The 23,318-nt window shown below is 40.8% G+C and carries 22 protein-coding genes; 10 read left to right on the forward strand and 12 right to left on the reverse strand.

Features of this window, described 5'->3' with window-relative positions:
* Positions 1–61: 61 nt before the first annotated feature.
* From M1D52_RS09085 to M1D52_RS09095, 3 genes are all read left to right on the forward strand, one after another.
* Positions 62–970 carry a PorP/SprF family type IX secretion system membrane protein gene (locus M1D52_RS09085; protein ID WP_149105946.1) on the forward strand — a complete coding sequence of 303 codons (909 nt, stop codon included), beginning with the start codon at positions 62–64 and terminating at the stop codon, positions 968–970.
* A gap of 120 nt (positions 971–1,090) precedes the next feature.
* On the forward strand, positions 1,091–1,894 hold the full coding sequence (locus M1D52_RS09090) for a carbon-nitrogen hydrolase family protein (RefSeq protein ID WP_013667686.1): 804 nt from the start codon (positions 1,091–1,093) through the stop codon (positions 1,892–1,894).
* Positions 1,895–2,029: 135 nt separating this feature from the next.
* Positions 2,030–2,260 carry a DUF6597 domain-containing transcriptional factor gene (locus M1D52_RS09095; RefSeq protein ID WP_130858373.1) on the forward strand — a complete coding sequence of 77 codons (231 nt, stop codon included), beginning with the start codon at positions 2,030–2,032 and terminating at the stop codon, positions 2,258–2,260.
* Between the two features lie 494 nt (positions 2,261–2,754).
* Here M1D52_RS09095 and M1D52_RS09100 read toward each other — a convergent pair whose 3' ends face one another.
* Complete coding sequence (locus tag M1D52_RS09100; protein WP_013667683.1) at positions 2,755–3,264, reverse strand: SRPBCC family protein; 510 nt, start codon at positions 3,262–3,264, stop codon at positions 2,755–2,757.
* Between the two features lie 142 nt (positions 3,265–3,406).
* Complete coding sequence (locus M1D52_RS09105) at positions 3,407–3,766, reverse strand: winged helix-turn-helix transcriptional regulator (protein WP_013667682.1); 360 nt, start codon at positions 3,764–3,766, stop codon at positions 3,407–3,409.
* Between the two features lie 125 nt (positions 3,767–3,891).
* Here M1D52_RS09105 and M1D52_RS09110 point away from each other — a divergent pair, with 125 nt between their 5' ends.
* Both M1D52_RS09110 and M1D52_RS09115 read left to right on the forward strand, forming a co-directional pair.
* A complete protein-coding gene (locus M1D52_RS09110) occupies positions 3,892–4,683 on the forward strand; it encodes an SDR family oxidoreductase (RefSeq protein WP_013667681.1) in 792 nt (263 codons plus the stop codon).
* A gap of 64 nt (positions 4,684–4,747) precedes the next feature.
* A complete protein-coding gene (locus tag M1D52_RS09115; protein ID WP_437392278.1) occupies positions 4,748–5,071 on the forward strand; it encodes a nuclear transport factor 2 family protein in 324 nt (107 codons plus the stop codon).
* Between the two features lie 114 nt (positions 5,072–5,185).
* Here M1D52_RS09115 and M1D52_RS09120 read toward each other — a convergent pair whose 3' ends face one another.
* Together M1D52_RS09120 and M1D52_RS09125 are read right to left on the reverse strand one after the other, a co-directional pair.
* A complete protein-coding gene (locus M1D52_RS09120; protein ID WP_437392279.1) occupies positions 5,186–5,968 on the reverse strand; it encodes an NIPSNAP family protein in 783 nt (260 codons plus the stop codon).
* A gap of 100 nt (positions 5,969–6,068) precedes the next feature.
* Positions 6,069–7,901 (reverse strand): glycoside hydrolase family 2 protein, encoded by a 1,833-nt coding sequence (locus tag M1D52_RS09125; RefSeq protein WP_437392280.1) that lies wholly within the window; start codon positions 7,899–7,901, stop codon positions 6,069–6,071.
* 182 nt (positions 7,902–8,083) lie between these two features.
* Between M1D52_RS09125 and M1D52_RS09130 the strand changes: the two genes are divergently transcribed.
* From M1D52_RS09130 to M1D52_RS09140, 3 genes are all read left to right on the forward strand, one after another.
* Positions 8,084–8,857: an SDR family NAD(P)-dependent oxidoreductase gene (locus M1D52_RS09130; RefSeq protein ID WP_437392282.1), complete on the forward strand. Its 774-nt coding sequence runs from the start codon at positions 8,084–8,086 to the stop codon at positions 8,855–8,857.
* A 90-nt stretch (positions 8,858–8,947) separates the two neighbouring features.
* Positions 8,948–9,862 carry a helix-turn-helix domain-containing protein gene (locus tag M1D52_RS09135; RefSeq protein ID WP_437392284.1) on the forward strand — a complete coding sequence of 305 codons (915 nt, stop codon included), beginning with the start codon at positions 8,948–8,950 and terminating at the stop codon, positions 9,860–9,862.
* 197 nt (positions 9,863–10,059) lie between these two features.
* Positions 10,060–12,456 (forward strand): ABC transporter permease, encoded by a 2,397-nt coding sequence (locus tag M1D52_RS09140; RefSeq protein ID WP_437392285.1) that lies wholly within the window; start codon positions 10,060–10,062, stop codon positions 12,454–12,456.
* Positions 12,457–12,473: 17 nt separating this feature from the next.
* Here M1D52_RS09140 and M1D52_RS09145 read toward each other — a convergent pair whose 3' ends face one another.
* The 8 genes from M1D52_RS09145 to M1D52_RS09180 form a co-directional block, all read right to left on the reverse strand.
* The gene (locus tag M1D52_RS09145) at positions 12,474–12,854 is read right to left on the reverse strand and encodes a VOC family protein (protein WP_437392286.1); all 381 of its coding nucleotides are present in this window, start codon (positions 12,852–12,854) and stop codon (positions 12,474–12,476) included.
* A gap of 430 nt (positions 12,855–13,284) precedes the next feature.
* The gene (locus tag M1D52_RS09150) at positions 13,285–14,946 is read right to left on the reverse strand and encodes a S41 family peptidase (RefSeq protein ID WP_437392287.1); all 1,662 of its coding nucleotides are present in this window, start codon (positions 14,944–14,946) and stop codon (positions 13,285–13,287) included.
* Positions 14,947–14,960: 14 nt separating this feature from the next.
* On the reverse strand, positions 14,961–16,280 hold the full coding sequence (locus M1D52_RS09155) for a S41 family peptidase (RefSeq protein WP_437392288.1): 1,320 nt from the start codon (positions 16,278–16,280) through the stop codon (positions 14,961–14,963).
* Between the two features lie 45 nt (positions 16,281–16,325).
* On the reverse strand, positions 16,326–17,828 hold the full coding sequence (locus tag M1D52_RS09160) for a M56 family metallopeptidase (RefSeq protein WP_437392289.1): 1,503 nt from the start codon (positions 17,826–17,828) through the stop codon (positions 16,326–16,328).
* The gene (locus M1D52_RS09165) at positions 17,829–18,194 is read right to left on the reverse strand and encodes a BlaI/MecI/CopY family transcriptional regulator (protein WP_437392291.1); all 366 of its coding nucleotides are present in this window, start codon (positions 18,192–18,194) and stop codon (positions 17,829–17,831) included.
* Positions 18,195–18,362: 168 nt separating this feature from the next.
* A complete protein-coding gene (locus M1D52_RS09170) occupies positions 18,363–19,775 on the reverse strand; it encodes a TlpA family protein disulfide reductase (RefSeq protein ID WP_437392292.1) in 1,413 nt (470 codons plus the stop codon).
* Between the two features lie 227 nt (positions 19,776–20,002).
* Positions 20,003–20,356 (reverse strand): cupin domain-containing protein, encoded by a 354-nt coding sequence (locus tag M1D52_RS09175; protein WP_013667672.1) that lies wholly within the window; start codon positions 20,354–20,356, stop codon positions 20,003–20,005.
* 80 nt (positions 20,357–20,436) lie between these two features.
* A complete protein-coding gene (locus tag M1D52_RS09180; RefSeq protein ID WP_437392293.1) occupies positions 20,437–21,225 on the reverse strand; it encodes an AraC family transcriptional regulator in 789 nt (262 codons plus the stop codon).
* 545 nt (positions 21,226–21,770) lie between these two features.
* On the opposite strand from M1D52_RS09180, the gene M1D52_RS09185 reads away from it, so the two are divergent.
* Both M1D52_RS09185 and M1D52_RS09190 read left to right on the forward strand, forming a co-directional pair.
* Complete coding sequence (locus M1D52_RS09185) at positions 21,771–22,619, forward strand: helix-turn-helix domain-containing protein (RefSeq protein ID WP_437392294.1); 849 nt, start codon at positions 21,771–21,773, stop codon at positions 22,617–22,619.
* 53 nt (positions 22,620–22,672) lie between these two features.
* Complete coding sequence (locus M1D52_RS09190) at positions 22,673–23,173, forward strand: DinB family protein (protein WP_437392296.1); 501 nt, start codon at positions 22,673–22,675, stop codon at positions 23,171–23,173.
* The last annotated feature ends 145 nt before the right edge of the window (positions 23,174–23,318 follow it).

The following is a 23,318-nucleotide window of genomic DNA, read 5'->3' on the forward strand; positions in this document are numbered from 1 at the left end:
GTGGTCATCAAAGATAGACGCCTTCTTTTTAAGAATGAAGGCAGCGAAAATATAAGCTAACATGAACAGTATAAAATTCATATCAGTTATTGCGGTCCTATTGCTGCACCTTACATTCGCAAAAGCTCAACAGGCTCCCACGTATAATCAATACGCTAATCAGCCAACCGCCTTGAATCCTACTGCAAGTTTGTTACGGCCAGATGGCGAGGTTGCTTTGTTGGGCCGCAAGCAATGGGTTAACCTAGAAGGTGCGCCAACTTCCTATTGGATGACTGCGCATGCACCTTGGCACAAATTTAATGCGGCGATAGGATTAAATGTGCGCCATGAAAGTCTGGCCATTGAAAACGCAACGGAATTAAGTGCCTTTCTGGCGAAGTCAGTTCGGCTTTCGGAGAACGAGTACTTGGCAATGTCCATGAGCTTAGGGGTCAGCTTTTATAACGGAAGTTTTAGTCAAGTAGATCCAAATGACCCTGCGTTTCGTTCTGATATTCGCGAAAGTACCGCTTTGATGGGTTTCGGTGTGTTGCTTTATCGGCCCGAAGGTTATTATGTCGGTCTTTCCATGCCAAGACTTGCCCTGTCAGATTTAGGATCTGGAGGCGATATAAATCGACAATATAATTTCAGCAATCAATATCACCTCATGGGCGGTGCTGTGCTTCGGCTTGATCAGAGTTTTGACATAAAACCCGCATTCCTGGCAAGTTATATTCCGGGAGTGCCCTTACAAGCCGATTTTTCTGCAATGATATACGTGCAGAAGAAGGCTGGTTTGGGTTTAAATGCACGCACTAATAGTGATTTATCTGCCTTGCTTGAAATCATGGTAGGGCCATTGAAGCTGGGGTATAGTTATCAATTTAACTCCAATGATAATCCACTTAAACGAAGAATCGATAATGCCACTCACGAGGTCGGTTTAAGTTATCGATTTGGAAGTGGTAAAGCCGGTATTTTATAAGTTTATTGGAAGGTGTTCCTATTTACTCTAAAAATAAATGAACGATGGAATGAACACTTGTTATGATAGAAGAGGTATGATAAAACTTTGTTATATTTAGCGTATTATTCCATTCAACTCATGAAAATAGCGCTGGCTTCGCCATTTTTTCCTAAATCTCTTCGCGAGGGACTTGCTTCGTTACGTGTTTTAGCTGAATATGCCGGACTGCAACAAGCAGAAGTGGTCTGTTTCCCTGAATCTTTCATCCCTGGTTATCCCGGAATGGGTTATTCAAAAGAAGATCGTACAGCTGACGCATTAAAGTGGGCGTTGGCAGAGGCTTGTGATATAGCTAAAAGAAATCATATCGCTATTATTCTTCCCATGGATTGGTGTATTGGATCACAAGTGTTTAATCTTGCTCATGTTATATCAAATAAAGGAGAATTGTTAGGTTATCAAACAAAAAATCAGTTAGATCCTACAGAAGATAATTTATGGACGGCAGGCGAGCGGCGGCAAATTTTTGAGCTGAACAAGGTCAAGTTTGGAATCACCATATGTCATGAAGGTTTTCGATATCCTGAGTCGGTACGGTGGGCTGCTCAACGAGGTGCACAGATCGTTTTTCATCCGCATTTTGTCGGCAGTAATGAAAAAGGAATGCTTCTCACCGAGTTCGGCGCTAAAGAAAATCCCTATTACGAAAAGGCAATGATGATGCGCGCCTTGGAAAACACAATTTACTTTGCCAGCGTCAATTATGCCGCTAAGTACCAAGAAGCGGCCAGTGCTGTCATAGCGCCCGACGGTTCTTGCTTAGCTAGGCAGAACTATGGAGAAAGCGGTGTGCTGATAGTCGATATTGACCTAAGTAAAGCTACCGGCACCTTGGCGAAGCGTTTTAAGCCAGCCTTAGTATATGAGAAGACGTTTCCGTAATAACAAAAGTAAGCTCGTCGTTACGCACGTTTAATTTTGATCGTTTTTTAATTGGGGTAAGCCCATCACTAAATTTAGTTATTAAAAAATGTAACTTTGGAAGAAGCCCTTTTGGCAGGATAAGCAATCTTTAGTATGCCATTCGAATATTTCAAACCTTGTGAAGAGCTGAAACCCTATATTCACTCTGACTGGACACTCAAAGGTACGAACCGAGCTTATGAAGTTTTTTATCCTGATACCTGTGTCGACATTGTTGTGAATATGGGTGATCGATTTGCAATAAGTCAGCAGAACATTGTATTAGAACCACAAACGGCCTATTTGGGAGCGGCATTAACAGAAGCGATATACGAAAAAAGTTAGTTGATAATCAATTTTGTAAAAAAGAAGAAAGGAAATGGTTCGTTCGTACAAAATCTTGGTAGGATTGATTTTTACTTTTGCAATAGCGCATCTGCTATATCCACTTTTTGATCGCACCGGGTTAAGCTCAGCCGCAAGTGTGATGTGGTTTCTTTCAGGCGGCTTGGCCATGTTTTTCAATGGCTGTATCAATCTGATTCACTTGGTGGAAAAAAACCGTTTTGCAAGGCTGATGAGTGTGGTAACAAACGCTGTCATGTTACTTTTTTTGATCATCCTGTGCATGGTGATTTCCGAAATACAGGTTTTCGTTTTAACCTTTGTTTTATTGTTAACTTTAATCGTGAGTGTAAGGTCTTCATGTCAAATATGATAAACAAGAGCTTGCAGCTCAATCGTTAATACTGTTAGGTTCCTGCTTCTACCTTAGCATGACAGCGATAAATTGACCAATCGGTCTTCATACAAAGAGTATCCTACTGAAGACGATACGTTTATGAACCTGTTTTTAATAGGTCCATAAATCTTCCGCATTCCGCATAATCCTTTATAATACGATTTCGTTCCTCTAAGAACCTGCGAAGATAGTTGTTGAGAATTAACCGGTCGAAAGACTTGCCAAAAACACCATAAGGAATACCATAATCAAAATGATCAATAACCGTAGTGAAATTGCCAACTGTTCTAAAAAAATGATCATGTTTGATGTAAGAAAACGGCCCTTTTAATTGCTCATCTCTGAAATGGAATGGACGTTCATATGCTGTTATCTTTGAGGTCAGTTGCTGGCGTATTCCAAAATGCTTGGCTTGCCAGGTGACGGTTTCATTAAAGCCAATCAATCCACAAGTAGTACCGGCTATGGCCTTTTCATCAGTTCCTACGGTGGAAATACAGTGTAAATCAATACTTCTCGATAGATCAAAGCAGATATCAATTTCCGCTCGAATATTAGTGGTTAATTCAATTACAGGCACAATTGGTTTATTAATGAAGTTAAACATGAAAGTGGTCACTATTGTCTATAGCTAAACCACTCCGTATATCCGTAAAGTTAATGATATCAACGTAAATCTATCGTAAAAATTATGTTAACCTCTGCGATACGAATCTGGTTAATACTTTTTTTTTCACTCTCAATCGAGTTTACGGGGTAAATCTTTTTGCTATAACGGTTCTTAACTGCTCTCCATTTTCGTCTCCCCATCGTCCTAAGGTATCAATTACCGGGATCAAGCTCTTTCCGAATTCAGTAAGGCTATATTCAACTTTTGGCGGAACTACCGGGTAGATTTTCTTGCTTATAAGTTCATGCTCTTCCAATTCTTTCAATTGAATGTTCAACACCCTGCGCGAAGCATCCGGTATTTTGCGTTGTAATTCGCTTGGTCGTATATGACCTTCATTGATAAACCAAAGCAAGCGTATCTTCCACTTGCCGTATAATACTTCACCAACCAGGTCAAGTCCGCAATTTAAGTTAGGTATTATTTTTCTTTCGTACATGACACAAAAATAAGCCTATGTTCCTCGGCGTACAATAGGGGAATAATTTATCCCTATATGAATCGTAATGCCGTACTTGTAGGGACGTATCATACTTCTCAACTTTGCATTGAAAGTTATTGAACATGGAAAATTTAGATTATCAAAACGAACTATCAGGCAAGATTGCGTTGGTAACCGGTGGAACAAAAGGAGCAGGCAAAGCCATTGCTGAACGTTTAAACCAAGCGGGTGCAAAAGTAATCATCACGGCTAGAAACAGACCCGAATCACTCAATAAAGAGCAGTATTTTATTTCGGTAGATTTAAGTAAACCGGAGGGCGCTGCTAAAGTTGCGGCTGAAGTGTTTGAAAAATTCGGGAAACTCGATATCCTCGTAAACAATCTTGGAGGTTCCGAAACCCCGGGAGGGGGCTTTGTCGCATTAACTGACAGGGATTGGGAAGAGACGATACAAACCAATTTACTCGCTCCGGTTCGCTTAGATAAAGCGTTTCTACCGCAGATGCTTAACAACAAAAGCGGTGTAATTATTCACATCGCATCTATTCAAGGCAGGTTGCCGCTCTATGATTCCACGCTTCCGTATGCCGCCGCAAAAGCAGGCCTAATTAATTACAGCAAGGGGCTGTCAAAAGAAGTATCCGCTAAAGGTGTACGTGTGTTAACCGTTTCCCCGGGTTGGATAATGACAGAATCGTCAGAGCGAATGATGGAACGTATTGCTGAAAGCTCAGATATTTCCATCGAAGCAGCTACACAAAGTGTAATGGATGCGTTAGGTGGTATTCCTTATGGAAGACCAGCTCAACCGGAAGAGATTGCAGAATTGGTTGGTTTTCTTGTTTCTCCAAGAGCCGGCTATTTAACGGGTACAGAATACGTCATAGATGGGGGCACTATTCCAACCATATAATTGCAGCATGAAATTGCATCTAAAAGAAAATACAAAAAATTAGTTAACCATAAATGATACGAATATGAAGCTACCTAAGGTTATAACCAAATTAGTTGAAGCACAAAATCAAGCCGACAGTGTTGCTTATGCTAACTGTTTTTCTGAAACTGCTACTGTCTTTGATGAAGGGAAAACGTATAAAGGAAAAACAGACATCGAACAATGGATTGCCAATGCTAATGAAAATTACAAAGCCGTAATGCAGCCTCTTCACTTTGAAGAAAAAGAGACAACAAGTATTTTAAAAGCAGAAGTATCAGGAATCTTTCCCGGTAGCCCTGTCGTTTTAAACTATCATCTTGAAATCGCAGATGGACACATTCAGTCTTTAAAGATCACGACATAAAAAAAACTGACAAAGGGCCTATTCCGTATCGTGCAGTAGAGATGCAGCCAATTGTTAGATGGCCGTAATGATTAATTCAATTGCCATCTAACAATAATTGGTTCTCGGTTGACACTATACCTGTGAATAAGGAGTTGGAATCAAAAAGCTATTGCTAATTTTAGAAATGGTATTCGCATACTGCGGATCTGCTAGTAATTTTTTCCATTCAGGGTCTGCCCCAAAAGCAGACCACCCCTTATCGCGTTCTTCCATGCTGTTGCACGTGAGCATATAAGTGATACGGGGTAGCCTGTCACCGGCAATCACTTCACCAAAGAATACAGGCATCAATTTTGCGCGTTTAAAAATAGGAAATTCTCCATCATGGAACATCTTAATCTTTCTTCTTACGGCGTCTTCACTATAACCTTCATATGTTCTTAATTCAAATATCCGTGACTCACCTGAAGGGACAACCATTGTAGGAAATCCATCGAAGGCAATCATTAAAGACGACGTAAAGCGATTGTAGACAGGTTTATCAGCAGGTATAATGTTATATGCGGCGCTATTTTTAATATAATCGGCGTCCGCTTTTACTTTTGCATTAACGGATTGATAATTATCAAGCGAAGAATAAGGCATCAATAAATAAATTTTGGCGGGATCCGATGGTCTCCATTCCTTAAAGACACCAACTTTTTTTACTCCATATTTATTCAATGCAGGAATAAGGGCTGTTTTGAAATAATTTTCCAGCTGACCTATATCAGAACCAAATCGCGCTTCATATTCGCGCCATTCGTATACTTCTTTTTGCGTCGGCGCTTTATCATTTGCCATTGTTGGGTTGATACTTACTGATGCACTTGCAGCAGCCACAAGCGAAGATTGGAGGAATTTCCTGCGTTCCATAACTGTTAATTCGGGTTTAATGTATAAATGCTAATGCATAAGATAAAGATATTCATACTCGGTCGACTTCCAAAATCTTTCAATAAAATATTGGGTGTAATCAGTCTTGTCTATTTTGTCCGATACTCTTATTCAATTCATAACTATCCTTAATAACAGCTTCGTTAATTTCCTTAATGCGCTCTAATTGCATTTTTTCAACCTTTCTATCGTAAGTCAATACACCGTTCACTTCATGTTCCACATCCGTTGTTTGCGTATATATGGCCACACTGAGCCCCTTATACTTCATGAGCTGATTTACCTGATCTAAAAGCAGTATATAACGGTCCGTGAGCGCTGTCTGCGTAGGCTCATAAGCATAGGCATTATTTTCTACAGGCCACATATGGCCCCGGGTATATAAGCCAACACCACCAAATTCGCCTAAAGAAGCTGCCCGCGTACTGTCGGGTACCGAAGCCCCATAAGGTCCCACATAAATATGTGTATCCACAAAGTCCCCATTGCCCGGGTCGCCGTAAGCCTTCTGATAGCTGGGATTATTATTAAAGCCGGAGTTCCCATTAACCAGTCGCGACGGATCGTATTGTTTCACCCAATCCGTGATGTTTTTTACGTCAAAGGCTCCCCAGTTTTCATTAAAGGGAACCCAGGCGATGATAGATGGCGAATTATAGTGATCATCAATTATTGCCTTCAGTTCCTTTCGGAACATTTCCCGGTATATCGTCGTATCTTCGTTAGGATACCAAATGGCAGGCATATCTTGCCAAACCAGCAATCCCAATTTATCTGTCCAATAGTAAAAACGCTGCGGTTCCGTTTTCATATGCTTTCTAATCAGGTTGTATCCTGCCTTTTTCGTATACTCGATGTCCGATTTTAAGGCTTCCTCAGTCGGCGCCGTTAATATCCCATCCGGCCAATAACCCTGATCCAACAACCCCAGTTGCATCACAAACTTTCCATTCAGAAGCGGTCTTACCACACCATTTATTTTGCCCAGTTTAATATCCCGCATGGCAAAATAGCTCGTTACTTCGTCTGAGATACCACCATCTTTACCATAAAGACTCAACTTTAGGTCATAGAGAAAAGGGCTGTCCGGCGACCAGAGCTTCGGATTTTTTATGGGCAGGTAAAAATACGAACCGCTCACTCCATCACTCTTGGTAATCAGTTGTTTACCATCATAAGCAGCCGCGGATATCTTTTTGGCTCCATCACTTTCTACAAATATTTTTAGTCGTCCATGGTCAAGCTCCGAAAGTAAACGAATACCCTGTATAAAGTGTTTATTTACCGGTTCGAGCCATACTGTCTGCCAGATACCGGAGGTGAAGGTATAATCGCCCCGCGGACCGTTTTTGCCTGATGGTGTTTTACCATCATTTAAATCCTTAGCTGCTACAATGAGGGTGTTTTTGCCGTTTTTTAGGAAAGGAGTAATGTTTATAGAGAACGCATCATAACCTCCTGCATGGCTGCCGGCTTGCTCTCCATTTACAAAGATGGTTGCATCATGATCCACCGCACCAAAATGAAGAATGATCTGTTTGTTTTTCCAGGCAGCAGGTACTTCAAAAGTCCGCCTATACCACATGTTTATTTCCTGTTTCCGTTGTATGCCCGACAAAAACGATTCCGGGCCGTAAGGAACAAGAATTTTCTCCACTACGTTATCAAAAACGGCTGGTTTTTGTGGCTGAAAAGCGTCCGGAGCATCCTTTCCCCCGAGATAATCCCACTTGCCATTAAGACATAACCATTCCGCTCGCTGCAATTGCGGTCGAGGGTATTCCGCTAAAGGGACTTCCGCCCGGCTTGCCGTTTCGGTCCACGGAGTAGGCAATTGAGCCACTTGACCCCTAAGGGGATAGGCATTGACAAAGAGAAGTAAGAAGTAGATAAAGTATTGGTAAGTCGTCATAGTAATACAAGATTATACATTTTTTTTCAATTGACAGTCGGAACCTTAACGGTCTTATGAAAAGATGTAAGTGTAGGTCGTCTCAAGATCAGGCATTTCAGTTACAAGACTCCTTGATTTAGTTACAAGGGTGCGGAGCCGAATGCAGATTTTTGTATCAGTAATTGTTAATTGTAATACTTATGGAAAATCAAGCAGCGTCAAAGAACAATAAACAGCCGGTTGCATTGGTAACTGGTGCCAACCAAGGGGTAGGTAATGAAATCGCCAAAGCGTTAGCAGCAAATGGCTATCAAGTATATGTAGGTTCACGTAACTTAAGCAATGGCGAAAAAGCAGCCGCTGAAATCGGTGAGAATGCCACGGCTATCCAGCTGGATGTTACCCAACAACAAACCATTAACGCCGCAGTAGCGCGTATCGAGCAAGAATATGGCCGCCTGGATTTGCTGGTCAACAACGCGGGTATATCCCATGCCGGAAAACCCGGTCGACCAATGGAAGAGGTTTTGGCAGAAGGCCGTGCTACCACCGCATCGCTTGACGAAGTTCGGGCAGTTTGGGAAACCAACGTATTCGGCGTCATTGCCGTAACACAGGCAGCGCTACCCTTACTGCGTAAGTCTGATGCGGCCCGCATCGTCAATGTATCGAGCGGACTGGGATCGCTCACTTGGGTATCCGACCCGGCTTGTTGGGCAAGAGAGCACTTTGGTGTAGTATATGCCGCATCAAAAACAGCCCTTAATGCCGTTACCCTTTCCTTTGCCCTAGAACTGGAAAAAGAAAACATCAAGGTTAACGCTACGAGCCCGGGTTTTACAGCCACTGCGCTGAATAACTTTCAGGGCACGGACAGTCTGGAAGTAGGGTCCCGTGAACCGGTTCGCGTAGCGCTGGAGACAGACGGCCCCACCGGTCGTTTTACCGGTCCGGATGGCCCGCTACCTTGGTAGACCGTCATCAAGTACGAAGATAGTATTAAGGTTGCTTACTTTATGACCGTTGCTTGAAATAAGAAACGGTCATAATCATTATCTTACAGCATGAAACCGCAAACGCCAAAAGTCGTCAAACTCGAATCCATAACCGAGATACACCGTATACTCGGTCTTCCGGGCCCTGGTCATCCGCTGATCAGTTTACTGGATACCACAGAAGGGCGGATCAACCTAAGTCGATTACCATTAAGTTACGTAACCAGTCTTTACAAAATCTCCTTTATAACAAAGTTAGGTGGCAAGTTTAGATACGGCCAAGGCTATTATGATTTTGACGAGGGAAGTCTTCTGTTTACAGCACCTAACCAGCTTGTTGGTAATACCTCAAATTACCAAGGGAATGAAGGTTATTCGTTGATTATTCATCAGGATTTTTTTCAAGGATATCCGCTAGCTGCGAAAATTAAACAATACGGTTTCTTTTCCTACGCCTCAAACGAGGCGCTGCACCTGTCCGAGAAAGAGCGGACAACGGTATCGTCCATCTTTACCATCATTCGCGACGAACTCAATAGCCGGATAGACGATTTCAGCCGCGAAGTAATTATTGCACAGATCGAGTTGCTGCTGAGTTATGCCAAGCGCTTCTACAAGCGTCAGTTCTTGACCCGCCAGCCGGCTAGCAGCGACTTACTTCAACAATTGGAAGAACTACTGAATACCTACTTTGAGAAAGGCGAGGCGGTAAAGCACGGTATGCCAACCGTACAATACTTGGCCGAACATTTACATTACACCGCCAATTATCTAAGCGATATGCTGCGTTCGCTCACCGGTCTGAATGCCCAGCAGCATATACATGAAAAGCTCATTGAGAAAGCCAAAGAACTACTCGCAACCACCACCTTAACAATCAGCGAAGTAGCCTATGAGTTAGGTTTCGAGCATCCGCAGTCATTCAGTAGGCTATTTAAAATGAAAACGAAACTTTCGCCGATGCAATTCAGGGCAGCCATTTGATTTACCTAAATCAGGAATATTTCTGAGCGTATTTAGTGCAGCTTATCTCGCGCCGTTGTAAATCTACTGTGCGGTTTCGAACACTAGCCGTCCATAAACGAACAGTAGATGCCAGCCAAAGTGCGGATGGCACGACTTAGAAGAGATTTAATGCATATGGCAGTGTTCTTGTTTTCTCAGGATAAAGCTTCTGTCTTATGATAAGAAATTATATTAAGATTGCACTGCGAAACCTCCGCAAGAATCCGGTTTATTCGTTTATCAATATATTTGGCCTCGCTTCAGGACTAGCCTGTTTTATCCTCATATTGATTTTTGTGCAACATGAATTATCGTATGATCGATTTCATAAAAATAGTGATCAGCTATATCGCGTTATACAGCGGCGTCCAGATTCTAAAGGAGCGGATCATTGGGCTGCTACATCACCCGCATTAGCTTCTACCCTCAAGAAAGAACTTTCGGAAGTTACGAGCGCGACTTCGGTGTTTCCAACCTTTAATCCACTGATCAGTTTAGGTGACAAACGCTTTACGGAGGAAGGAATTCTTGCTGATACTAATTTCCTAAAAATATTTACCTTTCCGTTTCTACAGGGCGATGCGGCAACAGCTCTTGAAAGTCCCAATAGCATTGTGCTTACCGCCTCTTTTGCTCGAAAAATATTTGGTGAGCAAAACCCTATTGGTCAAACGTTGACATACCAAAACCAACAACCGCATATTGTTACGGGTATTATGGCTGATGTACCTGAAACCTCGCATCTAGCCTTCAGCTATATTCTCCCTGCATTATCTGATCAGTACTATCGAGATTGTATCGCCAGAGAACCTTGGTACAATAACGGTTTGTATACCTATGTGGTTTTAGCATCAGGAGTGGATACCCATAGGGTAGAGGAAAAAATGCGTGCTTACATTGACAGAAACTTGGCTGATTGGAGACCGGAAGATCGTATGGCTTTTTTATTCCAACCCCTGCGAGACATTCATCTCAAATCGCAACATCTGAAAACATTTCCCTTTGAGAAGGGGGGAAGTCAAAGATACGTATACCTTTTTTTAGCAATCGGTTTCATTGTGCTACTACTCGCTTGTGCCAATTATACCAACATAGCGGTAGCTCGGTCTATCCAACGTGCTCAGGAAGTTGGTGTACGAAAAGTAGCGGGGGCGCGGCGATGGCAACTTATCCGACAATTTTTGGGTGAATCTGTAATCATGACTTTGCTAGCACTTCTGCTGGCATTAGCGATGGTACACCTACTGTTGCCTTCATTTAGCCGGTTAATGGAGCGCCCCATTCATATAGATTATTTAAGTAATCCCATGCTGTTGCCAGCGCTATTAACGCTTGTTGTGCTAGTAAGCCTGATTTCAGGTAGCTATCCGGCCTTGCTGATGAGCAGGCTTAAACCCGTTACTATACTCAAGGGCAAGAATACAGTGCCCGCTAGTCGTTTTACATTACAACGCGTATTAACTGTCGGACAATATGCTGTTTCTATCGCTTTGCTGGCAGGGAGTTTCATTATATATAGACAGATGCAATTTGTCCAGCATAAAGAGCTTGGATACGATCGGGAGCATATCCTTACCATAAAAGTCAGTGATGCTAACTTGAGTCAACGCTACTCCACTATTCGTGAAACGTTGTTGCACGATCCTCATGTGGTTGCAATGAGCTATTCGTTATACTTACCCACGGATGTGATTACCAGTCAAAGCATGTCTGGTTGGGAAGGTAGTGATGACAAACTATTGCCAACCCAAACCACTGGTATAGATTATGATTTTCTCGATGTTTATGGGATACCACTTGTTGCTGGACGAGGGTTTTCGCGTCAATTCGGGACAGACACACTTGGTGCTCCCATTGCACTTATAAATGAATCTGTTGCTAAGGCCTTGGGTTGGACACCAAAAGAAGCTATTGGTAAGGAGTTTAATTACTCCGATGGGCGTGGTCAAAGGCGAATTGTGGGGGTGGTGAAAGATTTTCATTTCAATTCCATACACCAACCACTCGGACTACTTGTACTGACACTAGATCAAGGACCTTCAGGATATATTTCTGCTAAGATCCGATCGGAGAATTTGCAGGAGACTATTGCGAAGTTTGAGCGGGTGATTAAGAATGTTACCCCATATCCGTTTGATTATCAGTTTATCGATGATAATTTTAATAAATTATATAAGAATGACATCAGACTTGGGGAACTATTCACCTCATTTACCCTACTTGCCGTTTTGATCGCCTCTTTGGGACTATTCGGATTGGCAGCCTATTCTACACAACAACGCATGAAGGAGATCGGAATAAGGAAAGTGCTGGGTGCGAGTATTCCAGGTATCGTAAGGCTGTTGAGCAAAGATTACATTAAACTCGTACTTGTCGGTTTTATTATCGCCGTACCCTTGGCCTGGTATTTTATGAATCGCTGGCTAGAGAATTTTGCATATCGGGTTGACCTGGATTGGTGGATATTTGCCTTAGCAGGTATATTTGCCCTTATGATCGCTTTGCTAACGGTGGCTTTTCAGTCATTGAAAGCGGCCTGGATGAATCCCACAAAGTCGTTGAGGGCAGAATAATTTTGGTAATTGACTCCTTATTTCTTTACCGGTGTAAACAAATTGACCAAATTACCGTCAGGGTCACGGAATAATAATGATTTATTTCCCCAAGGCATTAGCGTAGGTTTTTGAACAAGATAGGGCTGTAAAAGATCCGCCAATCTTTCATAATCACGATCTACATCTTCAACCCTAAATTCTATGATCACACTACGGTTTGTGGCGGCGTGGGCAACAGAATCGCCACCGAAAAATTGCAGTGTTCGAGTACTTCCTATCGCTAAGGTTACCGTTTTTGTTTTCAACTCCACAAAATCAGGCGTGTAATGCACAACGGAACTTTGGGTCACTTGTTCATAAAATGCGATTAAGCCATTTATATTGGCCGTTATAATTCGGATTGATACTAGATTCATGCTGTCTTCTTTAATTGTACATTTCAAAAATAAGTTAGCCTTATGACAACTGTATGTCAGGAGCGGTTGAATTTTTTTATATATTCAGATTATAGGAGTTTATAAGTTAATGGTAACTTTGTTCATATGACAAAATATTCCAAAGGCTAACTAGAAGAGGCGCTAGAGGCTTTAAATTCAACACTTGGCAAATGCGAAAAAGCCATACTCAAATTAAGAGAAAATTCGGCTCAACATACCTTAATGATGCGTAGAATTAATGCATTTCGTATTGCATTAGCGCTTGTTGGAAACGAATTGCAGGTTAACGATTGATCGTTTCCGCAGGTTCCAAACCATCCGGCTCATTTTTATGTTTTAACCCTTTTACGATCAAATAGGAAATGAATAGATTAGGTGCCCAACAGCATTTTATACTCAAACAATGCAACTATTGAATGTCGTTCTCAACAATAGATATTGCATATTCCATCATCTGATCGTTCGCCGAAAGCACATCCTTAAAACTTTGTTTTATCTCATAATCCGGAGAAATACCGTCAGCTCTTTCGAATCCATTGACAGCTGTTTCATAGATGTATTTGGGGCAAAATAAAGCAAGCTTGGTATTGGGGAGCAAGTAAGAAATGCCGTTTGTGTTGCAGGAGTAGGAGGCAGAAGTTGTTTCTCCCACGAAGATACCAATCTTGTGATATCGCAATAATGATAGAAGATGCCCTGTGGACGAATAGCAACCGCCATCTATTAATAGATATATGTTTCCTTCAAAATGGTTTTTAGCTGGGCGAATCGGCGTTTTAAGACTATCTAACTCAGGTAAGGGGACCATGTCAGAGTAGCTGAATTCATGTGGAATTAAGTATTTTAAGAAAAAAGCTGCATTGTGTGGGCTACCTCCACCATTGCCGCGCAAATCAATAACTAATTGTTTGATCCCTTTAGTTTTAAGGTTCTCGAAGGTTTCCGCTAAAAACCGGTTCCTAATACTTGTGTCCGGAAAATCCAAGGTTGGATAGCTAAGTATAGCTGTTTCTTTACCGTCCACGATATTAAGTTGATGACGCCTCGGCGTAGGAGGAGGAATGTTTTCTCTGAACGTCGCTTCATCTATTGCAGTGAGGCTCAAGTTGCGTTGCTTGCCTGTCGAATCCAGTAAAGAAAGGTCATACCGTTCGATATTGTACCAATAGGGCGTTTCACGAATAAACCAGCTCATCGGCTGATTGATCAAATAATATTGAACGTTGAGGTGTATGCCGTCGCCACTGACACGGGTCAACAGGTTTTGAATACGTTGAGATATGGGAACCCCATTGATCGATTTTACTTCAACGCCAACGGGTAAATCTTTATTGGCACTATATCTTATGAAGGCGCGATGTCCTTCATAATAGAGAACAAAAGGGGGGAAGTTATTTGGCTTTGATTGTTGAAATTGGATGGAGGGATCAAGTTTCGTATGCCCGCAATGTATTTTCGCTACCAAAGGCAGGAGCAGATAACGAAAGGCTATTTCGTTCATCGGCTGATTTATTGAGGCCAGTAGGCTGTCATAACAGTCTTCAAAAGTTTCTTTCGATACAAACTCAAAAGGCCGCGGATGATTCTGGATTAAAGCATCCTTCATAAACTTAAGATCCGTCTTGAGCTGCTCTACGGAGTACAATTTATCTGGATTAAAAAGGTCTTTAGTATGAACCCGACGCGCTTCTAATTTTTCTCCGTGTTGATTAAGAATTACTTTCTCGACTGATCCATTTCCGTCTAGCACAAACATCATTTGTACATTTTTATCATTCTTATCCGCAAAAGTGTGGTTACTGATTGGGACAATGGGGATTGGCTTTTGCCCGGGAGGAGTAACCGCTAGTTCACCGTTGATAACCTTGAAAGTTAGTATGAAATTAGGTGAGACGGCATATTCTCCTACGTAAATAGTCAGTGTGTCTTGGCTGCTTCGAGAATCAATAAATTTATTTTGTCCTTTTGCACCAAGATTTGTAAAAAAAAGCGCCGATGTTAAAAAGATGTAAATAAAAAGGCTTCTGATACCGTATATTAACCTAACCCTAAAAAGATACAGTGTTTTCATCTAAGCTTGCATTATTAGTTGATTAATGGTTTTTCAACAATACGGCCATTCTGAAAAAGTAAAAAAATACGAGATGGTTTTCCAGTTTCATCTACATCGAACCGAACCTGTGCATTTTCATCCAATACAAAAAGATGATCTTTAATGAATGCCAATTGAAATAGGTTACCACCCAGTTCATCGTTTTTACACCATAGTTTACCCGCTTCTTTATAAAAATGCAACCCGCCCGTATAGGTGCTGGGGAACAATTTGTCCAAACTGTTCGGTATAGGCGGTTTCTCTTCTGCAATCAGCGTGTTCAACGCCCAGTTTAAGCGTTTTTTTTCTTCTTCGCTGTTTGTTTCCTTTATCAAATGCTCTAAAATAGCCTTTCGAGCGGTGAGTAACGCTTGGTCGGCTGGGACAGGTATATCCGGTTTTACGCCGGTTCCTTCCCAATTGGTTTTGGTATATGGGTTCCACGATCGGGCAAAGGGGATGCTCATGCGAACACCTTGCCCAATCAAAAATAATTTTCTCGGATGGGCACCGCCACCTGTCGTTTCCCCAACGACGATCGCTCGGTTCACACTTTGCATACCATAACTGAAATCTTCCGCACCAGAGAAAGTAAGCTTGCTTGTTAATATATAGACGGGCATAGTTAAAGTTAAACCATTTGCATTAGCAGGATCTGCATAATAATTGATGGTGTCCTTACCGGAATGGTCAATAATCGTATTTATAAGTTTTTTCTCATTAAAGAAAAAACTCTCCACGTAACTGACCATTTTAGGATCACCACCGCCATTCCACCGCAGATCGATAATAATTGCACGGGTATTGGCAAGAAATTGAAGTGCAGACGAAACTATCGACTTGGCCCTCTCGACGTCCCCCGTAAAACCATTGCAAAGCAGGTAGCCAATATTGCCGGTCAGTATCTCCGCTTTTTTTAACCGATAATTCAGATCTTTTTCAAACAATTCATACTGAGCTATTTCGTCTTTGCTAGGTTTCATCTCCCCCTGCGTCAGATTTGCAAATTGTGGATCATAATCCATTCCCATATGAAGGTCGATATGCACCAGACGTATATCATTATTCAGGATGGTAAGCAGCTTCTTCGGATCCGTAATTCCTTCATAAGCTTTGGCACTAAACTGTTTCTTCAGATGCTGTTCGATTATAGCCGCTTTTTCGGGAAAAACATAATGATTTTTCAAGGTTAAGCTTATCGAATCAATTAGCCTTGCAACATCAATTTGTGTAGCTTGTTCTTGTCCCATGGTTCTGCTTCCTATAAATATTAATAAGGAATTCAGAATAGTTATTAAATAGTATTTCTTCATGTTGATGGTTTTGAGAACGCTATAGGTTGCCTTCCGTACATTTTATTATGGTTTGCTTTTAATTTTATGCCATATGTCTTTATGAAATGCAATCGCTTTGACTACGCTTCCTTGTTCATTGCGAATAAATTCTAAAGGAAAATTTCCACGTTTCGAGAAAAAAAGCGTACTCGATTCAGGAGATAAAGTGATATCATTCCCCGTCCAAAATTCATGCAGTATAATCTCATTTTTAGCGACCGTGATTTTAAGCTTTCTATCTCCGCCTTGATATTGATAATATCCTTCTAATTGTTTTAGGCTTTCCAGCGGAAGCGTTACCTCCTGTTTGGCAACGGATTTATAGTCGTCTACCTTATTCCATATATCCTTTTCAAAAGCTAATACCTTAGAAACCTCGCCGTCGGCCGATTCTATAAACTTGAGAGGAAACTGTTCGCCGGCATTATAAAAATTAAGATCCCGTTGCTGTTCAAAGGAAATTGTACGGTTGTCCCACAATTGTTCCAAGGTTAATTTGCCATCTCGGTTCATGATATGGATAAGTACATGTTTAGCGTCTACATATTGATAATAACCGGTCAGTTTATCGTAGAGTTTATTGAGAACATCATGATCAGAATATCGATTCGATCCATCAACTAGTTGTATTGTAAAATACAAGCAAAAAAGAAACGGGATGGCAATCAAGTGTTTGATCAGGTGGATTTTATCAGATGGTTCCATATTCATCATTAGGATGCGTCGCTTTAGCTTAGAAGAATGAAGCGAGTTCATAAGGTGGAGTGGTGCAACTTTTGATACATTTGCCAGAAGCTGATACTGATATTTTTTTGGAGGTATTCCCGATGCCAGAACAGCCTCATCGGCTAAACATTCAAGATTGAGTTTCAAAGATTTCTTAAAGCCGAGCATAAACGGGTTAATCCACAAAGCGATATGCAAACACTCGACAAGCAACGTATCTATGCTGTGCCACTGCTTGCAATGGGCCTCTTCATGCTTTAAAATTTGCACATACTCATCCCTGTATCGTTGTCTTTTACCAATGAGAATGTAGCTGAAAAAAGAACAAGGGGCCATTTCTTCTTTAACATGACAATAAACAATACCGGCTGCCCGATGCTTATTACTTTCTTTGATGATTCTCCGGACCTGTAAAAGTTGCCAAATTAATCGGATAGTCAATCCCAGCATTACCGATAAGTATATGCCAAGAAGGATGGAAGATGGCGATAAATCGTTGGACATTAGGGGAGAGGCAAATAGCCTAGATATTTCTTTTGATTCCAATACCCCCGCGGTTAGCATTTGGGTAGAACTTGTAGCGACGCTGCTTAAGTCAAAGAGCGAGGGAATACGATCTGAAATTTCGATATCTTTGGTAAAAGGAACCAACGGGAGTATGACACATGAAAAAATGGTGCCAAGTAAAAAAATACGATTGTAAATAAGCAGCTTGCGCGAGCGACACATGGTATAGTAGAAAAAATATAATCCGGAAAGAATAATATTTACTTTTAACAAATAGCTTGCTAGCGCTTCCATTTATCCTCCCTTTTTCTTTTCGATTATCTCCACTATTTCCTTTAATTCCTCCAAAGATATTTCCTCCTCCTCCGCAAAGAAACTAACGGCATTTTTAATTGAACTGCCGAAGAAACTTGCCAAAAGAGGCTTTAAAAATTTATTAGTATACATCCTTTTGCTTATTGCCGGCACATAGCGATAAGTAGATCCAAAATCCTCAATTTTTAAGTAGCCTTTGTCTGCTAATCGTCTCAAAGTGGTAGCAACGGTATTGATGTGAGGTCTTGGAGGCGGTAATTCCTCCCGTACTTCTTTAGCGAAGGCTTTCTTTAGCCGCCATATAATCTGCATCAAAGCTTCTTCTTTTTCGCTGAGTCGTTTCATACTACAAGTATAAAACTATTTTTGTAATTTTAAAACTACAATTGTAGTTTTATTTTGTTCTGTTTGTTAGTGTGTTATTTTTTTTTTAACTTTATTTTCGCTTCTTTGGTAAGCTGATTTGACAACAACTCTAGATCAACAGGCTTGTATTCCCTTTTACCCTCTGCATTACCTGCTATTAAGCGTATCAAGGTTCTCCAAAATGGCACTTAGCTCGTCGCTGCGTATATCTTTACGGACAATGCGGCCCTCGGGATTTATTAAAACCGTTGTCGGATACGAATAAATTTCATAACCATCCGTTTTGGTACCCGATCCTGTTTTAAGCGTTGGCCAGGGGATTTTATGCTCCTGCATTAGTCGATCGACACTACCTTCGCCATATTCTTCCACCACGCCGATAAATTCGATTTTGCTTCGATCCATGTTTTCGTATATCGCCTTCAGGTTGGGAAGTTCAGCAATGCAAGGGGCACAAGTGGTGCTCCAAAAATCAACGTATAACCATTTTCCACGCAGGCTATCGCTCGATATCTTTTTGCTATCAACGACGTTCGTCCCATCTATCGAAGGTGCCTGATAGCCGACCTGGTTTCTGATTCGCGTACTATGTATGTCAGGAAAGGGCTCATCATCATAATTAAACCAGGTTGAATCTAAACGAAGAATAGATGCTATGTTGCTACCTCCCAGTCGGATGAGCCTGCCATCCCCCATACTACCTTTATAGGTAAGCTCGGCCCCCCTCAAGTTGATTTTGTCACCGATATTATAGGCTTTATCGCGCGGCAGACCCGCAAAGTAAGGTCTTTCAGGGATAATATAAATAGTTTTTTGACGTTCTCCTGGAAATACCTGGGAGCAGATATAATAAGGAGTCCCCTTCACGGAGATTTTACGAAAGAAAAATTGAGGATAGGCGAGTGATAGGAGGGGGTTCCCCGAATCATCCTTGGCAATACTTGAGAAGATAATATCCATTGTATCCTTCACTATTTTTCCCTTTTCGGAAAAATCTACCGGTATAGGGATGGGGATTCCTCCCGTAGCAGCGGTTGCGGTTGGCAGTAGTGGTCTGATCGGTTCATCCGAAAAATCATTGTTTCCGTTAACATCCACAACTATTACGGGCTCATCCTGGCTATTCAAGCCCGTCAATACCTGAACGCCACAGCGTATAGGTTTCCGGGAAAGTAACAAGGTGTCATTCAAGTCCAACTTAGCGTTGGTCGCGTGTTCTATAAAAAATTCCTTACTTATCTTGCCCGCTGTATATCCCTGAAAATGAAACTGGAAATAATTGAGCAGTATAAAGTATTCCGATGTCCTCTTTAACTTATCAGGTATTCCTCTAACTTCAGGGATCAACGACTTTAGCTCAGGAGGGTCATTTTCTTTGGATCCTGTAGTGACAAAAAGATTGCCTCGTGGACCTTCACCACGCAGTTTTTGCATCGTAATGGTAAGCAGATCTTTAGATAACGAATCGTAATTAAGATTTTCTGTGGGCTGTCCAAAGGAGCAAAGATGCAGGAAAAAAGGCACTACAGCTCCAATAAATGCTTTTAGCAACTGTTTCATAAATTAGGTTTTCATATATGATTAAAGTTATGATTTTATTTTAATAAATTTGATAGAAATGATGTAATAATTCCATGAAAGTTAAACGGCAGGTTCAATGCTTAAGCAAAATACCAATATGAATAGGCGGCCTTAAAGTTATAGCCCGTTGTGAGGAATTTGCACCTATTTAAGCCATGCAGTCAAGAACGAGCATGGCTTCTTTTTTTAATCATGATAGGGGGAGCTTATAAAATTTCCACTTCTTCAGGGATTACCAATAAGAGAAGGCAACCCAGCTCTGTATGCACACTATGTTTGAAGTTGGGGGGTGTATATAAATAAGAGCCCTCGGAGAGTCTTGTTTTCTCAATAATGGCTTCTCCCTTCAATACAAACAACTCTTCTCCCGCCGGGTGGTTGTGGTAAGGATAAGCAGCACCAGGTTCGAATTTAAGAAGGATGGTTTTAGATCGCTTTGTTAGCTTGTCGTATCGAAGCGACTTTACAAATATGCCTTCGTAATGATGATTATTCTCGATTAAAGGAATCCATTCAATGGCTTCGCTTTGAACAATGTAATTGTTAATATTAGTGTCCATAACTTGTTTTTAATGCTTTACAAAGATCCATATAGATGCGAAGCCATAAAATGGACAAAGCTTGGAAAAACATGTAATATTTAGAGGAGATAGGCCTTTCTATAATCTTTTGGCGATAGTGTTGTGTGTTTCTTAAAGAAGTTAGAAAAATAGAAAGGATCGCTAAAACCTAGCTCGAAAGCTATTTCCTTAATGGAACGGTGCGATTGATAAATAAGCAGTCGTTTCGCCTCAGACACAACCAGGCTGTAAATTACGTTTTGCGCGGTTTTACTGGTATGAAGTTTAGCTAGTTCATTTAACTTTGTTTCTGTTGTATTGAGGATAGCAGCTATATCAACCAAAGAGTAATTTCGAGAAAAATTATTCCTCACAAGCTCTAAAAAATATAAAAACAGAGCGCTAGGCTTCCATATTTCATGTCCACGGGCAATTTTAGCTCGATTAACTTCCACGATTAACAGTTCGATGTATGTACGAAGCGCAATATGGTATTGATAAGGCTGTGTGCTTAGTTCGATATCAATAGCGTTCAGTAACCCTTCAAATTTTTCGGTTTCATAAATGCATATTACCTCATTCATTCCAAAATGGCAGAATAAGCCGTTGTGGAAAATTAGTTCGATATCGTTTTCATCCTTGCATATAAAGTCCAGCGTAAATTCTAAAACTCTTATACATCCTATTATTTCTTTAAAATAATGGACCTGACCAGAAGTGATGGAAACCAGTTCATTTTCGGTGAGCGAGAACTGTTGCGCGTCAATAACAATACTGGCAGAACCCTGTTGGCACCAAATCAATTTATATCTGAGTACTCGTGTAGGTTTATCGCTATCAACACCGTTAAGCGTATACAAACTAATCATAGCCTTCTAATATAATTTATTCGATCTTGGTAAATCATTGTCAACGCTTATACCACACGGTAAAAAAAGTATAACATAATTTCCATGTGATAGTTTCTTTGATACGTACCGAAAATAAGAAGAAGTTTTCTAATCTTCATGGCGAAGAAAGAAGACGATTAAAACACATTCTACTAAATTCGAACTGAGGTATTTCTATTGCGACGCTAGGATATGACGGGCGATCTAAGGTGACTGCATTAAGCATTTCCACTAAATATTATACCAACAATACTTGGAAGCAAGAACTACAGGTGATATTGACTGATTCGGTTCGAGTATGATGATCGAAGGAGTAACAATCATAAACATAAAATGCAGCCTCCAAAATTTTCGGTAGCTATAGGCTAAGCAAGAACAGTTACGTGGTAGAAAATTTTGCCGCTGCGAGGTTCTTTGCTTCTTTCTTCACGGCAAAGAAAGAAGACGATTAAAACATTTACTAAATTTGGAGCAACGTATTCTTTTGCAGGGAGTGACGTTAGACTAGGGATAAGCAATCTAAAATGGATACATTGAGCATACACGATTACGTTTCAGACCGGCAAGCGCCCAGAAACAAAATCTTTCTTCCACAAAATCTGATTTCGTTATTAGAACAAGGCGAGAAAGCAGTGTATTATGCCAACAGCAAAACCATTATTACAGACAAGCAATTTGCGATACTTTCTTCCGGTAATTGTTTAATGACCGAAAAACTTCCGGTAAACAATCATTATCGTAGCTTGATGTTGTTCTTTGACAATACGGCATTAGCCACATTCTTTATTAAATACGCTTCTATAATTGACAAAATTCCATCAAAACCCGACAGGCCCAATCAGCCGTTTGTCGTATTTGAGAAAGACGAATTTATCAGAACCTACATCACCTCACTTAAGCTCATTCAATCAAAACCCGCATCTTTTTCTGAAAAAATAATAGAACTGAAATTTGAAGAATTAATGTTGCATCTACTTGAAAAATACCCGAACGAAATGCTTGCGTTCCAAGTAAAAAATCAAGAAAAATACTCGGACTTTGAAATACGGAAAGCAGTTGAATTAAACATAACCAACAATCTCACCTTAGAAGAATTGGCGTTTTTGTGCAACACGAGCGTATCTACTTTCAAGCGAAAATTTGTAAAACTCTACCATGTAGTGCCAAGCCAATACTTCCTGCAACAAAAAATGGAAATGGCAAAGACCCTGTTGTTACAGAACGAAAATCCTGGCGAAGTATATTATAAAGTTGGATACGAAAATCATTCAAGTTTTTCGAAATCGTTCAAACAGGTTTACGGCATAAGCCCTAAACAATTTCAGCAGCAAAATATGGCTGTTCCTCAACAGCAATTGAACGATCTGCGATAACGCTGCCATATACAAGTCTTCTACTTTTGCGTTACACTTTAACGCAACACAAAATGACAAAAAAGTATCTGTTGGAAATTGCTAATTATAGCAACTGGACTGATAGCGCTGTAATCAAATGGCTTGAACAAATCAACGATGAGCAATGGGAAAAAGAAATAGCAAGCAGTTTTAATTCAATTGCAAAAACAGCAATTCACCTAGTGAGTGCTAAAAAGATTTGGATTGATTTTTGGAAAAATGTAGCTAATCCGGTTTTTCTTTCAGCTCGATTTACGGGAACAAAAAGCGAGCTGATTGAAATCTGGAAGAAAACAATGGACGATTACCAAGATCTCATTGCGAATTACCCCGAAGCAAATTATTCCCAGATAATTTCGTTTAAGGTAAGAGGGAAAGAATGGAAAATGGAGTTTGCACAAACCGTTTTACACCACAACAATCACGCTACTTACCATCGCGGACAATTGGTAACCATGCTACGGCAAGTCGGTTTTACTGGTTTTTCTAACACAGATTTGGCAACTTATTTTGTCACCGGTTCGGTTGGGTGATTATAGCAAGCTGAATACGCTGTTATCCGCTGATTTAAAAAATGAATGGCTTAAAGCTTTATACTGGCCATTATGACTTTCTCAAATCATTTTATAGACAGTAATGCAAGTAGGATAGAAGCTAACCCTCCATTAATTTAGCTAA

It is taken from the genome of Olivibacter sp. SA151, from assembly GCF_054130995.1.